The 15,716-nt window shown below is 68.0% G+C and carries 12 protein-coding genes; 6 read left to right on the top strand and 6 right to left on the bottom strand.

All coding sequences use genetic code 11. The features are described from left to right. Window positions 1-2 precede the first annotated feature (2 nt). From K6T36_RS16805 to K6T36_RS16820, 4 genes are all read right to left on the bottom strand, one after another. Window positions 3-1,649, bottom strand: a complete 1,647-nt coding sequence (locus tag K6T36_RS16805) for an ATP-binding protein (protein WP_222923883.1) — start codon at window positions 1,647-1,649, stop codon at window positions 3-5. Next, window positions 1,646-2,290 (bottom strand): hypothetical protein, encoded by a 645-nt coding sequence (locus K6T36_RS16810; RefSeq protein ID WP_222609207.1) that lies wholly within the window; start codon window positions 2,288-2,290, stop codon window positions 1,646-1,648. The genes K6T36_RS16805 and K6T36_RS16810 overlap by 4 nt, the downstream gene beginning before the upstream one ends. A 90-nt stretch (window positions 2,291-2,380) precedes the next feature. Beyond that, window positions 2,381-3,415, bottom strand: a complete 1,035-nt coding sequence (locus K6T36_RS16815; RefSeq protein ID WP_222923884.1) for a hypothetical protein — start codon at window positions 3,413-3,415, stop codon at window positions 2,381-2,383. Window positions 3,416-3,439: 24 nt separating this feature from the next. Further along, window positions 3,440-4,564, bottom strand: coding sequence for a hypothetical protein (locus tag K6T36_RS16820; RefSeq protein WP_222923885.1), 1,125 nt, complete (start codon window positions 4,562-4,564; stop codon window positions 3,440-3,442). Between the two features lie 540 nt (window positions 4,565-5,104). Between K6T36_RS16820 and K6T36_RS16825 the strand changes: the two genes are divergently transcribed. Together K6T36_RS16825 and K6T36_RS16830 are read left to right on the top strand one after the other, a co-directional pair. Next, entirely contained in the window at window positions 5,105-5,350 is a 246-nt protein-coding gene (locus K6T36_RS16825; RefSeq protein WP_222923886.1) for a DUF7331 family protein, read from the top strand. A gap of 2 nt (window positions 5,351-5,352) precedes the next feature. Then, window positions 5,353-7,110 (top strand): NAD+ synthase, encoded by a 1,758-nt coding sequence (locus tag K6T36_RS16830; protein ID WP_222923887.1) that lies wholly within the window; start codon window positions 5,353-5,355, stop codon window positions 7,108-7,110. Between the two features lie 50 nt (window positions 7,111-7,160). Here K6T36_RS16830 and K6T36_RS16835 read toward each other — a convergent pair whose 3' ends face one another. Together K6T36_RS16835 and K6T36_RS16840 are read right to left on the bottom strand one after the other, a co-directional pair. Further along, window positions 7,161-7,679: a TrmB family transcriptional regulator gene (locus K6T36_RS16835; protein WP_222923888.1), complete on the bottom strand. Its 519-nt coding sequence runs from the start codon at window positions 7,677-7,679 to the stop codon at window positions 7,161-7,163. A gap of 242 nt (window positions 7,680-7,921) precedes the next feature. Further along, window positions 7,922-10,183 (bottom strand): NADP-dependent malic enzyme, encoded by a 2,262-nt coding sequence (locus tag K6T36_RS16840; protein ID WP_222923889.1) that lies wholly within the window; start codon window positions 10,181-10,183, stop codon window positions 7,922-7,924. A 147-nt stretch (window positions 10,184-10,330) separates the two neighbouring features. Between K6T36_RS16840 and K6T36_RS16845 the strand changes: the two genes are divergently transcribed. From K6T36_RS16845 to K6T36_RS16860, 4 genes are all read left to right on the top strand, one after another. Beyond that, a complete protein-coding gene (locus K6T36_RS16845) occupies window positions 10,331-11,524 on the top strand; it encodes an MFS transporter (protein ID WP_222923890.1) in 1,194 nt (397 codons plus the stop codon). A gap of 115 nt (window positions 11,525-11,639) precedes the next feature. Continuing rightward, window positions 11,640-12,080 (top strand): universal stress protein, encoded by a 441-nt coding sequence (locus K6T36_RS16850; protein ID WP_222923891.1) that lies wholly within the window; start codon window positions 11,640-11,642, stop codon window positions 12,078-12,080. Window positions 12,081-12,326: 246 nt separating this feature from the next. Further along, the gene (locus tag K6T36_RS16855) at window positions 12,327-13,439 is read left to right on the top strand and encodes a TAXI family TRAP transporter solute-binding subunit (protein ID WP_390182345.1); all 1,113 of its coding nucleotides are present in this window, start codon (window positions 12,327-12,329) and stop codon (window positions 13,437-13,439) included. A 125-nt stretch (window positions 13,440-13,564) separates the two neighbouring features. Continuing rightward, window positions 13,565-15,685 (top strand): TRAP transporter permease, encoded by a 2,121-nt coding sequence (locus K6T36_RS16860; RefSeq protein ID WP_222923892.1) that lies wholly within the window; start codon window positions 13,565-13,567, stop codon window positions 15,683-15,685. Window positions 15,686-15,716 lie beyond the last annotated feature (31 nt).

The following is a 15,716-nucleotide window of genomic DNA, read 5'->3' on the forward strand; positions in this document are numbered from 1 at the left end:
GGCTACTCGGCCCCCGTGTCCTCACCCGGCTCGTCCGGGCCGTCGTCCGCGGGGGCTCCGCCGTCGGGCGTCGCGGCCGCGTTCGCGTCCGCGCTCGCGGCGTTCTCCTCACGGATCTGCTTGGCCTGCTCCTCGAGGTAGCGCTTCATTTCCGGGTACCCCTCAAGTTCCGAGGCCTGCTTCATCGTCGATGAGACGTACTGGCGAACCGTCTTGGGCTCCGACTCCTCCAGCTTCTCCAGGAGGTACTGCTTGTCGGGTGTGATCGCGTCGCCGTCGATGACGCTCTCGATGAGTTCGCGCTGCAGCTCCGAGCCGAGCACGCGGTCGGCGATTTCGGCGGGAGTGTACCCGACCGACGCCTCCCCCAGCTCCTCGAGCGCCTCCTCGTCGAGGTCCTCGCCGATGCGTCCCAGCGACGTGCGCCACACCTCCGACATCACGTCGGCGTCGGGTTGCGGGATGAACTGCTGGATCGGGAACCGTCGGGTCGCCGCCGGGTCGATGCTGAAGGGCATGTTCGTCGCGCCGATCACCAGCAGGTTGTCCTCCACGTCGTTCATCTCCTGGAGGAACGCGTTCGTCAGCGCGCGCTCGTGGCGCTGGAGGTTGTCGTCCGACCGGTCGGGGATGAGCGTCTCCACCTCGTCGAAGAAGAGGACGGCGAACCCGTCGCCGGCGGCTTCGTGGGCCTGCTCGAAGGCCGCGCGGACGTTCTTCTCGGACTCGCCGGAGTACTTCGAGACCACGTCGCTGCCGCGAACCTCGAGGAAGACGACCTCGCCGTAGCTGTCCTCGATGTCGGTGTTGTGCTTCGCCTCGTAGGCGATCGCCTCCGAGACGAGCGTCTTCCCGCAGCCGGGCGGCCCGTACAGCATCATGCCGCCGCCGCGGTCGGCGAACTCCTCGCCGTAACGCTCGACGACCTCGTCGCGCACGTCCGGCTCGAACAGCGACAGCATCATCTCCGCCGTCTGCTTCACCTCCTCCAGTCCCGCGACGTCCTCCTCGAAGCTCGTCGTCGGGTTCTTCGGGGTGATGTCGATGTTGGCCTCCTCCTCGTCGGCCTGCCCGCCGGCACCGCCTCTACCGCCGCCGGCCGACCCGTCGCCCCCTCCGCCCGCGCCGGCGTCGGCCCCGGCCGGCGGGCCCGTGCTCGCGGGCGGTTCGTCGAGGAACTCGAATTCGGTGTCGTCGTCGACCCGGAGGGTCGTCCCCCGCGGCTCCAGTTCGTCGACGACGAACTCGACACGCTCGCCGCCGATGTCGGCCACCTCGTGGATGGGATGCAATAGGAACTGACGCTCGGCGAGCGCCGAGGCCAGCGCCTCCTCGTTGACCCCTTCGGCGTAGATGCTCGCGCGCTTGCAGGTCCGGACCGACCCGAGCGACACGTCGGTGTCGACGTAGAAGTCGTTCGTTCGGTTGATGCCGCCGAACAGCGTCGCGACGTTGCTGTTCAGGTAGACCTTGTTCTTGATCGTGCTCGCGAAGCCGTCGTCCTCGGTGTCGACGCGAAAGAACGCCTCCCGGCCCGCGTGCCGGACGCGGGCGATCTCGGCGCTCGGCCCCACCTTGCTCTCTCCCACGGTGACGTGGGACGTCGGCTGCTCCTCCTTCGTGATCGGCGTGAGATTGACACTCGTCATGTGACTGGGTTGTAGGCGTTCATCGTTCGGGTCACGTATTCGCGAACCCGCCTGTCCTCGGCGTCGACCAACCCGTCCGGCGGGTTGACCCACAGTGTCCGCGTGGCAACGTTTCGAACCGTCGTCCCGGTGTCACGAAGCGCGCCAGCGACGTCGTATAGCGCGGCCGCGGAGTCGTCGCGGTCGTACAGTTCCATCCGGCCGGCGCCGCGCTCGACCATGCCGGCGGCGCGGTCGAGTCGGTCGGCAACGACCGGAACCAGCACGAACCAGTTCGCGACCGGCGCGCCGGCAGTCGCGAGCGGGACCGTCGGCGACCCGGACTCGACGACCGTGATCCGATCCGCGTCGCGGGCCGTCTCGACGGCGTCCGTCGGCGGTTCCTCGCCGTCGATGGCCGCCGTGATCACTCGCTCGACCGCCTCCGCGATCCGCCCGTCGTCAGTCGTCGCCGGGACCGGGAGGGGGTATGCATCGGCCAGCACCGTCCCGATCCCGCGCAGCGACGCGTCGAACGACGCGATCGCCGCCCAGACCCGCCGTGGTTCGGGCGGCTCCGTCCACGAGAGGATCCGGTCGCACGTGTGCTCGACGGCGGCGACGCGGTCGACCCACGGGTCGACGGTGGACGGGCGGGACACGCGGTTACCTCCGACCCCCCGAAATCTCTCCGGACGGCGGTCGCGACTCGACGCCGTCGTCGACGCTCGAACTGGTCCCGGTCCACATCCTCACGATTCCGTGATCGGTCCCGTCTCGGTTTCTTCTTGGGCGATCGCCTGGGAGGACTCGTTCAACTCGGCCATCTCCTCGGAGTTGCCGCGGAGGCCGTCGAGGACGCTCTGTGCGTCCTCCTCCTCCATCCGCTGTTGCTTGGGGACGACGTTGCCCATCGCCGACAGCACGTTCGTGAACTGCTCGGAGGCGGCGACCGCCTCCGTCGGCCACAGCTGTTGGGTCCGGATGCGGTCGCGCAGGCGCTCCTGCTCGATCGAGAACTGGTCCTTGGTCGATTCGAGCTGGTTGATGATCTCCCCGAGGTCCATCTGATCGGGGTTCGGGTTCGGGATCGTCTCTCCTTGCTTCTCCTCCTGCTCGACGAGGTTGTCGTAGTGGTAGTACTGCTCGCGGGCGTGGTCGAACTTTCGCCGTTCCTCCTCGTCGAGGTCGTCGATATCGCGGTCGCCGGCGATCGAGAGCATCTCCTGTTTGTACTCCTCGCGCTTCTCGCGGAGGTTCTGGAGGTGCTCGGTCACGTCGGTCGTCTCCTCGGCCCGGGAGGTGAGCCGCTCTTGGGCCTCCTCGACCCGGCTGACCGCCGTCTCGATCCGCTCGGTGAGCGTGTCGAACGCCGCCGCCCAGTTGCTGTACATCTTCACCGCGCGGTCCATTTCGTCCTCGTCGTAGGTGTGAGGCGGCCGCAGCACGGTCACCGTCGACTGCTCGATCGTGACGATGTCGTTGTGGCCGAGGTAGTCGATGATAGCGCGCGCGGAGTCCTCGCTGCGGGCGTGTTCGCTCTCCGCGAGCGTTTGTGCGGCGTCCTCGACGTCGATTACTGCGTTGCCGTCCTGGTCGATGGAGAGCTCCTCGCCGCCGAGGACCTCCTCCATGAGGTGTGCGAGCAGCTCCTCCCAGTTCCCGCTGTCCTCGTCGGACCACTCGGCGAAGCCGTGCTCGAACCGCACCGCCGAATCGGTCTGGCTCTTCGGTCGTGCGACGACCGTCCCGGACTCCTCGTCTTCCTCGAAGCTAGTGTATCGCATTGTAATTGGTAGGGGTGTGGGGGTTCAGAATCGCTCGTCGATCAGCTCCTCGCCGCGTTCGCGGACCTTCGTCCGTGCGTACGCGTTACCGGCGTCGCTCGTCGTGAGGTGGAGCTCCTCGATCTCCTCGCGGAGTTCCTGCTTGAGGTTGTCGGCCGTCGTCGCCGTCAGGTCCTGCAGCAGCGGTCGAGTGAGGTCCTCGGCCCGCCCCTCGACCATGCGGTCGAACGGCTCGACCGCCACGGCGAGGCTGCGCGCCTCGAGCACCTCGACGTGAGGGTCCCCGTCCTCGTCGTCGTACTGCTCCCGGACGGCCTCGATGACGTCCCGCTTGCCGATGTCGGCGCCGCTGGACCTGACGTGCGCGAGCACGTTCGACCGCACCTCGATCTCCGATTCGATCAGCGAGTCGTACTCGCCGGTCGGCATCACGTTGCCGGCGTCCTCGAACGCCCGGCTCACGTCGTCGCCGAGGTCGTCGGCGAGCTTCTCGGCGAACTCATCCAGCGCGCTTCGGACGAGGTACTCGCCGTCCATGTCGATGATGAGCCCTTCACCCTGGAGGTAGCCGATCACGTCCGAGGTTGCGGCCACCGAGATGGCCTCCTCCAATTGGCCGTGTGAGAGCTTGCCGTGGGTCGCGCGCCGCTTGAGCTTCCCTTTGAGGTCGTCCTCGCCGGTCTCCTCCTTCAGGCGCGAACCGACGGAGTAGTAGTCCCGGCTCCCCGCGGCGATACGCATCACGAGGTTCTGTCGCCGCAGTTGCTTGGCGAAGAAGTCCGCGTCCTCGTGGGCCAGATCGAACGCCTTCCGGAGGTCCTCCGTCGTGACGACCATTTGATCCCGGAAGACGCCCTTGAGACGCTCGGTGATCCCCGTTCGCGTGCCGCTGCCGAACGGGTCCCAGTAGAACACCCCCGACCGGATCCGTTCGAGGCTGTAGTTCTCGTCCTCCGCCAGATCGCGAAGGGACTCCTTCACGTCGGATGTCGACAGCTTCGGCGCCTTCAATCGGCCTTTCTCCCGACTCTGGTACTGGTCCTTCAGGTCGTCGCGGACGCGGTCGACGTACAGGAACCCGTAATTGGACTGTGAGATGTCCTGTGAGATATCTTCCAGAACGTCGCGATCGACGGGACGAAGCGGCATTGACAGATATACCAGACTCATGGGTACTAAGTGTTATCCTGCTAGTATCATGCGGCGGAACGGGCCCTCCCGAACTGGACGAATCCACCGGACGTGACGGGGTACGGTCAGACTACCCCGAGTGTACCGCAAACGGAACCGGCGACGTGCGATCCTCTCGTCGGGACGAGTCCCACGCGGGGACCGCGGCGACCGATCCGGACCGGATGTCGGCGTGCGTCACTTGCTAGCCGGATCGGAACAAACACGCTGATAAATTAGGTGACTGTCCACTTGCTGTCGACTTCGTGTTCTAGTACACTAGCTGATATCGTGGAATATTATTCTACTGTCCGAAAATATTTTTACGATCGATATCGGTGTTCTCACTACGATGAGTGGACGCACCTCCAGACTAACTCCCAAAACCTGTAACAACCAATTAGCCGTATCGGAAAATCCCTGTGGAGTGTTCAGAACTAGTGTGACAGCGCCGCAGAACGGTTCCGACGGCTACGTTCGTCCGGTCCGTACGGTGACGGCGACCGTGGGAGGATCGTCGTGACCACGGACCCGCCCGCCGAGGGCGATGCGCCGACGGATCCGTCCGTGACACACAGGTACGGCCGGATCTCGCTCGTCGACGGCGGCGTGATCGTGTACGATCGCGACCGGGTGAACGCGTGGATCCAGTCGAGCGTCGCGTACGACCTCCCGGCGCCCGCGTCGGCGACGGACGCGACAGCCCTCGACCTCGGGGGCGGAGACGGAACGGTCGGGGGCGAAGACGGGCCGGGAGGTGACTGACGGTGGCAGCCGGATGCCCCGAGACGGCCTCGTCGACCGACGGAAGCCCAGGCACCGGCGACCCCGAGCTGCTTCGCTCCCGGTCGACGAAGCTGATCCGGGAGACAGCAGAGGCGGTCGACGCGTCGCACGGCGTCGTCTGTCTCTCCGGGGGCGTCGACTCGACCACCACGGCCGCGCTCGCGGTCGATGCGCTCGGCGCCGACGCCGTGACGGCGCTGATCATGCCGACGGACACGACCGACGAGGAGCACGTCCGCGACGCCAGGTCGTACGCCGACTCGCTCGGAGTGGATCACGCGACCGTGCCGCTCGAGCCCGCCCTCGACGTGTTCAAACGGTACGTCGCCCCCCGCATCGCGGCCGACGGCGACGCCGTCGCCGCCGGAAACCTCGCGGCCCGCCTCCGGATGGCGTGTGCACACCTCGTCGCCGACGCGTCCGACGGTATCGTCGTCGGGACGAGCAACCGGACCGAGCGGCTGCTCGGCTACTTCACCAAGTACGGCGACGGCGCCGCCGACCTGCACCCGCTCGGCGAATACGACAAGACGGCCGTCCGGGCGCTCGCGACACACCTCGACGTGCCGCCGGAGATCGTCTCCAGGCCGCCGACGGCGGGCTTCTGGCGGGGCCAAACCGACGAGTCCGAGCTCGGCGCCTCCTACGCGACGCTCGACACCGTTCTGGGGTCGCTCGTCGACACGTCGCCGCGCGGCCCGGCGACGGCCATCGACGAGGCGACGGGCGTCGACCGCGAAACCGTCACCCGGATCGTCGATCGGGTCGAACGCAACGCTCACAAGCGGTCACGGCCGCCGGCGCCGTCCCGGACCGTCGGGGACGCGACCGTCGAATCGGACGCGGGCGGGGACGACGATCGGGCCGTCATCGGCGGTTCCCGCCGGGCGGCCACGACCGTCGAGCGTGCCCAGGACCTCGTTCGGTCCCGCGTCGACGCCGCCGACGCCGGGGGCGTCGTCGTCGATCTCGGCGCCGGCCGGGAATCGAGCGTCGCAGCCGCGATCGCCGTCGAGGCGCTCGGGGCCGATCGGGTTCGCGGACTCCACCTCCCGTGTCACAAAGCGGCCGGACTCGATGACCCGGCTCCCGAATCGATCGCCGAGGACCTCGGGATCGCCGACGACAGGGTGACGATCAGGCCGCTCGTCACGGAACTCGAGGCGGCGCTTCCCTCGCGTGTCACCGAGCGCGCGGGCGCGACCGACCTGGGCGAGTTCGTCTCGCGGGTCCGGACGGCCTGTCGATACTACGTCGCCAACGTGGACGACCGGCTCGTCGTGGGCACGACGAACCGGACCGACACCCTCCTCGGGCGGACGACGCGGTACGGCGACGCGGCCGCGGACCTCCGGCCGCTGGGCGCAACGTACGCGAGCGAGCTGGACGCGGTCGGGCGCCGGCTCGGGTGTTCGTTCGCGTACGCGGATCGGTGCGACCGCCGTCGGTCGGGCGCGGTCGGGTCCGACAGCACGCGGGGGTTACCGGATGGAGCGTCCCCCGAACTGACCGACGCGATCCTCGTACGCCTCGTCGATCACGACCTCGGCATCGAGCGGACCGCCGACGCCGTCGACGCGGACCGGGAACTCGTCCGCCGGTGTGCCGCCCGGCACGTCGCGTCCGATCGGACACGTTCGCGCCCGCCGACGACCGGCGGTCGAACCGACGGCCGCGACGCTCCGCGCTACTTCCACGAACTCGAGTTGGCGTTCGACTCGTCGTCGTCGGACCCATAGAAACAGGGAGTCGAACTCACGGCGTGGACGCGTCGGGCGCTGGCCGTCCCCTACCGCTCCAGCGGCGCCTCCATCCGCGCTACGTCGAGATGGAGGACGTTACGTCCCTCGTCGGTCGCCTCGACCTGTCCCGTGATCACGAGCCCCGAGTTCGGCGTCGGCCCGACAATCACCGGGTCGCCGACGCTGAACCGCGTGACGGACTCCCGGAACGTCACGGTCGCTCGGCACTTCTCCGGGTGGTGGACGTTTGTGAAGTCGATCGACTCGACGGCCACGTCGACCCGGTCGTAGTCGTGGGCGAGGCCCAGGGTCTCGCCGTCGCCGCCGTCGGCCGGATCGCGGTCCAGCGCCTCGAAGGCGGCGTCGGTCGGCACGTACCCGCCCTCCGATCCCGGGACGCCCTCGACCAACCCGAGCGACTTCATCATCTGCATCAGGTTCCGGATCGTCCCCACGTGCCGGTCGCAGACCTCGGCGATCTCGGTGGCCGGCATCGGGGACTCCGTCTCCTCGTACCCGTTGACGAGGGTGTTCAGGATCTCCCGCTGGCTGCTGGTCAGGTCCATCTGCGTCTATCTCACACTCACCGCCGTCGTTCAAATACGTTTGGTTCGTCCCGTTTGCGACGACGACCTCGGGCGTTCATCCGAACACGGACTCGATTCCGGAAAGAACGTCCCCATATCCGGATCGGGAGTGAATGAACGTCGATATCGACCCCCGGCCGTCCGGCGTCTCCGGCCGGAGCGGCCCCGACCGAACCGATTCCGGGCGTCAGTCGCCGCGGAACCTCGGTCATCGCGAGCCGTTAGTCGTCGCCGGCGGTCGCGACCGCGACGCCGGCGAGGTTGACGATGTCGGCGACGTCGTCGCCGCGCTGGAGCACGTGCACGGGCTCGGCCATCCCGACAAGCATCGGCCCGACGACGGCGGCGTCGCCGAGGCGGTGGAGCAGCTTGTAGGCGACGTTGCCCGCCTCCAGGTTCGGGAAGACGAGCACGTTCGCTGGCGCATCCAGCTCCGCGAACTCGTAGTCCTCCGAGAGCAGGTCGTCGACGACGGCGGTGTCGGCCTGCATCTCGCCGTCGACGGCGAAGTCGACCTCGGGGTCCTCGCGCAGGCGGCGGGCGGCCTCGCGGGGCTTTCGGGTGCCCTCGTTGTCGACGGAGCCGAAGTCCGAGTACGACAGCAGCGCCGCCCGCGGCTCGACGTTGAACCGGCGAGCCAGCTCGGCGGTGTGTCTCGTCACCTCCGCGAGCACGTCGGCGTCCGGGTCCTGGTTCACCGTCGCGTCCGCACAGAAGACCACGCGGTCGTCGAACGCGAGCATGTAGACGCCGGCGGCGTACTCGGCGTCGTCGGCGGTGCCGACGATCTGTAGCGGCCGCCGCAGCGCGCTCGGGTAGTGGTGGGTGCGCCCGGTGAGCATCGCGTCGGCGTCGCCGGCGGCGACGAGCGCGCTCGCGAGCGCGTCGTTCTCGTACAGCAGGTCCCGCGCCTCGCTCCGGGTGAGGCCCTTGCGCTTGCGGCGCTCGTACACCAACTCCGCGTATGGGTCGAGATCGACTTCCGCCGGGTCGACGATCTCCGGGCTGAAGTCGAATCCGAGTTCGTCGAGCGTCGCCTCGACAGTGTCGCGATCGCCGACGAGCAGCGGCTCGGCGATGCCGCGGTCGACGAGCTGGTAGGCGGCGCGGACGACCGTCTCGTCGCTTCCCTCCGCCAGCACCAGCCGTTTGGGGTCGCGCTTCGCCTCCGTCAACACGGCGCGCATCGCCTCCCGGCTGCCGCCGAGGCGGTCCTCCAGCTCGCGGACGTACCCGTCGCGGTCGAGGTCGCGTCGGGCCACGCCCTCGTCGACGGCGGCCTCCGCGACCGCGGGGGCGACCTCGAACAGCACGCGTTCGTCGAGCGGCTTCGGGATGACGTACTCGGGGCCGAACTCCAGCGGCTGGTCGCCGTAGGCCCTCCTGACGCCGTCGGGCACGTCCTCGCGAGCCAGCTCCGCGAGCGCCTCCGCGGCGGCGACCTTCATACCCTCGGTGATATTACGCGCGCGAGCGTCGAGCGCCCCCCGGAACACGAACGGGAAACACAGGACGTTGTTCACCTGGTTCGGGTAGTCCGACCGGCCGGTCGCGACGATGACGGTATCGTCGCGGGCCTCCTTCGCGTCGTCGTAGGCGATCTCGGGGTCGGGGTTCGCCATCGCGAAGATGACCGGGTCGTCGGCCATCGACCGAACCATCTCCGGACTGACGATCCCGCCGACCGACAGCCCGACGAACACGTCCGCGCCGCCGATCGCGTCCGCGAGGTCGGTGCCGCCGACCGCGTCGGCGTCGGTCGCGAACTGGGCGACGTGGTCGTGTGGGTCGCCCTCGTCGGCCCGTTCGGGGGTGATCACGCCGTCGATGTCGCACATCGTGATCTGTTCGGCCGGAACCCCCAGCGACGTGTAGAACTTCGCGGTCGCGGTGGCGGCCGCCCCCGCGCCGGAGAAGACGACCTCCAGATCCGCGAGGTCCTTCTCGACGATGTCAGCGGCGTTGAGCAGCGCCGCGCCGGTGATGATCGCGGTGCCGTGCTGGTCGTCGTGAAACACCGGGACGTCCATCCGATCGCGCAGGCGCGATTCGGCCTCGAAGCACGCCGGCGCGGCGATGTCCTCGAGGTTGACGCCGCCGAAGGTCGGCTCCATCGCGGCGACGCGGTCGACGAACGAGTCGAGTGAGTCGGTCTCCAGTTCCAGGTCGAACACGTCGATGTCGGCGAAGCGCTTGAACAGGACGCCCTTCCCCTCCATCACGGGCTTGGAGGCGAGCGGGCCGATGTCGCCGAGGCCGAGCACGGCCGAGCCATCGGAGACGACGCCGACCAGGTTCCCCTTCGCGGTGTACTCGTAGCCGCGGTCAGTCTCGTCGGCGATGTCGAGACACGGCGCCGCCACGCCGGGAGAGTACGCAAGCGAGAGGTCGCGTTGCGTGTTCGTCGGCTTCGTCGTCGACACCTCGAGTTTCCCCGGAGGATCGCGACGGTGGTACTCGCGCGCGTCGTCGTCCAGTCCCATGGGTCACGACTCGATGGGTCACCCGAGTCTCTTTCGCTCCGACACTCCGACGCCGCGGCGACGGACCGAGCGATCGGCGAACCGGGCGATCGCCGAACCGGCCGCTACCCGAGGGCTTTAGCCGGCCGACCGAGCACCGTCTGGCGAATGGGACTCTATCGGATCGTCTCGCTGGTTCTCTCCTGGCAGGTCGCCGCGAGCGTCTGTTACTACGCGATCTTCGCCGCGACGCCCTTCTTCCGCGCGGAGTTCGACCTCTCGGGCGCCGCGGTCGGGCTCGTGGTCACGTCGCTGACGCTCGGGTACGCGGTGTTCCTGCTCCCGCTCGGGGCGCTCACCGACCGGTTCGGCGAACGACGCATGCTCACCGTCGGCCTGATCGGCGTCTCGACGGGCGCGTTCCTCGTGACGCAGGCGTGGTCGTTCCCGGCGTTGCTCGCGAGCGCGTTCCTGCTCGGATCGCTGTACGGAACCGCGATGCCGGGGACGAACAAGGCCGTCTTTGACAACACGCCGCCCGGACGACAGAACGTCGTCATGGGCGTGAAACAGGTCGGCGTCACCGCCGGCAGCGGCGCGAGCGCGCTGCTCGTGACCGGCATCGCTGGCGTCCTATACTGGGAGGCGGGCTTCTACGTCGCCGCCGGGACGGGTGCGGTCGTCGCGGTCCTGTTCTGGCTCGTCTACCGCGGCACCGAGCCCGGCGGCGAGGCGAGCTACCCCGACTTCCGAAAGCTCGGTGCGAACCCTCCCTACCGGGCGTTGACCGCCGCCGGGTTCTGTCTCGGCGCGGCGCTGTTCACGACGACCGGGTACACCGTGATCCACGTCACCGACTCCGTGGGGGCGTCCGTCGCGTTCGGGGGCGTCGTGCTAGCGGCGGTTCAGGTCTCGGGCAGCGTCGGTCGCGTCCTCACCGGATGGCTCAGCGACGCGCTGCCCGGCGACCCGACGCGTCGGATCGGCGGGATCCTCCTCGCGCAGGCGATAGCGAGCGCGGTCTCGCTCGTCGCGGTTGCGGTCGTCGCCGGCCGGACACCCACGACGGTCGCGTTCGTCGCGCTCGGGTTCTTCCTGCTTGGGTTCACCGGCGTGTACTACTCCTGTATGGCGACGGTCGTCTCCGCCGAGGAGATGGGCGGCGCCACCGGAGGCGGCCAGCTCGCGCTCACAAGCGGCGCCCTGTTCGCCCCGCCGGCGTTCGGCTACCTCGCGGACACGTACGGTTACCGGGCGGGGTGGCTCATGCTCGCGGCCGTCGTCGCGGTGGGCGCTTTGTTCGTCGTCAGGGTGATCGTCGCGGAGCCGCCGGCCGACACCGTCGTCGCTGCGGCCGACTGACGCTGACTACGACTCGAAGCAACGACCGGTCGTGTGGCGTCGGGACGCCGTCGCCGACGAAACACCGACGCCGGCGACGAAATTATATACCGGACGCCGCTCAACTGCCGCTCGCATGTACCACGTTCTGCTCGCGGTCGACGACGACGAGGACCGAACGGCCGACCAGATCGAGACGCTCCGGTCGCTTCCGGGACGCGATGACCTCCGAGTGACGGTCGTTCACGTCCACGAGACCGTCGACGCGCCGGCCGACGAGGCCGGTCGATCGGTGATCGAGTCGATCAACGACGAGATCGGCGAGCTGCAGGGGCTTCCCGAGACCGTCACGACGGTACGGGACGCGGTCGACGACCTCGGCGTTCCCGTCGAGGTGACCGAGCGGACCGGCGATGCCGCCGAGGAGGTCCTCGCGGAGGCCGAGGAACGGGACGCCGACGCGATCCTCCTTGCCGCTCGCAAGCGGAGTCCTGCGGGGAAGGCACTGTTCGGGAGCGTCACACAGCGTATCATTATCGACGGCGAGCGTCCGGTGATCGTCGCGGGCGGCCGCTAACGGAACTCGGTTCGCTTCCCCAGATCCCCCTCACTGTATTTACCGAACTCTGCAAGACTGCAGGAGTGAGCGGTCGCTAACTGAAAAAGACATGATCGATTAGTATGTACTGTTCCGATCATGTGTTTCAGAATCTATCATCATCGTATGCCTATATTTGACAACCCTGCCCTAACCACCATGGTTAACAATGCTGTACGTTAAGAGATAGCCATGTCTGGTGACGACATAAACAGGCGTGACGTGCTGGCAGGCGCAGGAACGATGGGCGTAATCACGCTCGCCGGCTGTACCGGCGGCGGAAACGGCGGCGATGGTGGCGATGGTGGCGATGGCGGTGACGGCGGCGGCGACGGTGGCGACGGCGGCGGTGACGGTGGGTCCGGCGGCGACGGCGGCGGGTCCGAGAGCTACCAGCTGACGATCGCGGGGACGTCCTCCGGGAGTTCGACCCAGCAGGCCGGGCAGGCACTGGCACGCGCGGCGAGCCAGCACAGCGACATTCTGGATATCTCCGTTCAGGTGACCGACGGCTGGACGGCGAACCTCTACGAGTACGACAGCGACAACATCAACGCGATGGGTGTCGACAACAACTCCCTCTCGAAGGCGCTGAACGAGGAGGGGCCGTTCGCGGAGGAGCCCGTCGACAGCCTTCCCCACCAGGGCTTCGTGTTCACGAACCTCGAGATCTATTGGGTCGCGACTGAGGAATCTGGCATCACCTCGACGGCCGACCTCGCCGAGGGTGGCTACACGATCTACCCGATCCAGCCCGGCTTCGGGACGCGGCTGCTGACCGAGGAGGTCATCCGCGAGGCCGGTCTGTGGGAGCCGAACGACATCCTCAACGTCGGTACCAGCGACATCGCGGGCGCCGTCGAGGAGGGTCGTGTCGACGCGCTGTGTATCTACGGCGCCAACGGCGTCGCCCTCTCCAGCTGGGTCCAGGAGGTCGACGTGCGCTCCGGCGGCGGGCTGAACGTCATCGAGGTCGACGACAACTTCTCGTCGGCGATCGACAACGTCGGCGGCGCGATCAAGAAGGAGGGCCTCGAGCCGTACGGCTGGGAGCAGGACGTGTCCGGCATCACCGACACCACCACGGCGTGGGTCCTCGCCGGCCAGTGGGCGTTCGGTCCTGACGTTCCCGCGGGCGCGACCGAGGAGGTCGCCCGCCTCGCTAACGAGCACTGGGAGGCCATCCGCGAGGCCGACCCGACCACGCTCGACCACTCCGACCCCGAGACGATGACGACCGCCGTCCTCGAGGACCTGCCGGTTCACGCCGGCGTCGCGGACTTCTTCCAGGCGAACGACGTCTGGGACGACAGCTGGACCGACGGCGAGAACGAGTAGAAACGACCATCGCCCCTGACCGGGCGACAATTTATAGGTACGATCATCACGATCATACGATTCAATGTGTGCAACTATCCAACAGCGGGTGGCAGAGGGACTCCGGGTATCGGGCGTGATAACTCATGAGTGACGCGGAAGCGGGCGCGAGGGCGGGAACAGGCGACGTGAGCTTCGACCGCGCGCAGCCGTGGGACGCCGAGCTGGTGTCGCTGCGGAACGTGCTCATCGCCCTGTCCGTGGTGTTCTGGGCGGGGGTGATGCTGTACACCAAGTTCTACCCGATGCCGCGCGCGCAGTTCGGCGTCGCCTTCCTCGGCGGCATCCTGATCCTGTACATCGTCACCGAGCTGATGGCGATGTCCGACGGGGACGGGAACGGACACCTCCTCGCCGACCTCAAGAGCGCCTACGGGCCGGGCAACCGCGTCGACGCGGCGTTGCTGTCGCTGTCGGCGATCGACGTGCTCGCGACCACGGTCTACATGTCCGTGAACTTCCAGGCGCTGTACGTCGAACGCGCGGGACGCGCGCTGCCGCACGAGTACGTGATGGCGGCCGTCTTCTCGGTCGTGATGGTGTACCTGACGTGGCGGTCCTTCGGCGGCACGTTCGTCGCCGTCGTGTTGCTCGGGTTCGGCTACGGCTACTTCGGGATGTACGCTCCCGGCCCGCTCCAGCACGGCGGGCTCGGCGTCGAGCGCATCCTCCGGACGGTCGTCGTCAGCGTCGACGGCTTCTTCGGCTTCCTGACGCAGCTGGTCGCGGCGTGGATCGCGCTGTTCCTGCTGTATGCGGGCTTCCTGAAGGCGTATGGCGCGTTCGACCTGATCATGCGGCTGGCGTTCCGCTCGGCGAAGTACATCGACTCGGGCATCGCCCAGACGGCGGTGCTCTCCAGTGCGGTCATCGGCTCCGTCAACGGGAGCCAGACCGCGAACGCCGGCATGACCGGCTCGTTCACGATCCCGCTGATGAAGCGCAACGGCGTCAAGCCGGAGACCGCGGGTGCCATCGAGGCGGTCGCCTCGACGGCGGGTCAGGTGCTCCCGCCGGTCATGGGCGCGGGCGCGTTCATCATGGCGTCGCTCATCACGGGCGTCACCTACGTGGACGTGATCATCGCGGGGATCATCCCCGCAGTGATCCTCTCGCTCACCATCTTCGTGGCGGTGCACTACGTCGCCGCCCCGCAGCTCGACGACACCGACGCATCGAAGCTGTTGGGTGACAAGATGCCGCGCTCGGAGTTCGCCTCCGAGAGCCTGAAGTACGGCATCCCGCTGGCGGTGCTCATCTACAAGCTCGGCGTCGAGCAGGTGACCGTCGGCACCGCGGCGCTGTGGACGACCGGCGCGATGCTGCTCACCGGCATGCTGTTCCCGGTGATCCACTCGGCCGTCGGTGACGCAGACGAGACGGTTGTCGAGTCGCTCAAGCGGACGACCTGGGAGACGCTCGACGGCGCCCGCGAGGGCGTGGTCGTGCTCGCCCCGGTGACGATCATCCTGGCGGCCATCAACGGCGTCGTCGACATCCTCACCGCGACGGGGGTGCCGACCGCCATCTCGCTGACGCTGCTCGACCTGTCGGGCGGCGTCCTGCTGATCGCGGCCATCCTCTCGATGATCATCTGTATCATCCTCGGGCTGGGGATGCCGACGACGGCGTCGTACACCATCGTCGCGCTGCTGGTGGCGCCGACGCTCATCAGCCAGTTCTTCCTGCCCGAGTTCGCGGGACACTTCTTCGTGTTCTACGCGGCCATCCTCGCGGGGCTGACGCCGCCCATCGCGACGTGTGTGGCGGTCGCCTGCGGGATCGCGGGCGCGAACTTCTGGCGGAGCTGCTGGGAGGCGATCAAGCTCTCGGCGCCGCTGTTCATCCTTCCGTTCACGTTCGTCTACCATCCCGAGGTCGTCTCGGCGGAGTTCAATCAGCTGTCGCTGACCTCCGGCGGGTTCGCGCTGTTCGGCGCGATCGCGATGATCCACGGGATCAACTACCGGTTCGTCTTCGGCGACGTGGTGACGATCACATCGCGCATCTCGTTCTTCGTCGCCGGCGTGCTCGCGATGGTGTACCCCTCGCGGGTCGTCCAGACCGCCGCGGTGCTGTTGGTGATCGCGATGTACGTGCTGCAGTCGTTCGCCGGTCGTCCCGACCCGGTCGGCGTCCTCACGCGGACCCTCGGCCTATCGAGCGGCGGCGGCGTTCCGGGGACCGAGCAGCCCGACCGCGAGTAGGGTCGCTCGCCAGCCGTCGTTTTTCGGTCTA

Source organism: Halobaculum roseum (genome assembly GCF_019880245.1).
GTDB classification, from domain to species: Archaea; Halobacteriota; Halobacteria; order Halobacteriales; family Haloferacaceae; genus Halobaculum; species Halobaculum roseum.

Coding starts and splice junctions, on each gene's coding strand:
- K6T36_RS16805 (WP_222923883.1), bottom strand. CDS start 1,649: ATGACGAGTGTCAATCTCACGCCGATCACGAAGGAGGAGCAGCCGACG.
- K6T36_RS16815 (WP_222923884.1), bottom strand. CDS start 3,415: ATGCGATACACTAGCTTCGAGGAAGACGAGGAGTCCGGGACGGTCGTC.
- K6T36_RS16820 (WP_222923885.1), bottom strand. CDS start 4,564: ATGCCGCTTCGTCCCGTCGATCGCGACGTTCTGGAAGATATCTCACAG.
- K6T36_RS16835 (WP_222923888.1), bottom strand. CDS start 7,679: ATGGACCTGACCAGCAGCCAGCGGGAGATCCTGAACACCCTCGTCAAC.
- K6T36_RS16840 (WP_222923889.1), bottom strand. CDS start 10,183: ATGGGACTGGACGACGACGCGCGCGAGTACCACCGTCGCGATCCTCCG.
- K6T36_RS16845 (WP_222923890.1), top strand. CDS start 10,331: ATGGGACTCTATCGGATCGTCTCGCTGGTTCTCTCCTGGCAGGTCGCC.
- K6T36_RS16850 (WP_222923891.1), top strand. CDS start 11,640: ATGTACCACGTTCTGCTCGCGGTCGACGACGACGAGGACCGAACGGCC.
- K6T36_RS16860 (WP_222923892.1), top strand. CDS start 13,565: ATGAGTGACGCGGAAGCGGGCGCGAGGGCGGGAACAGGCGACGTGAGC.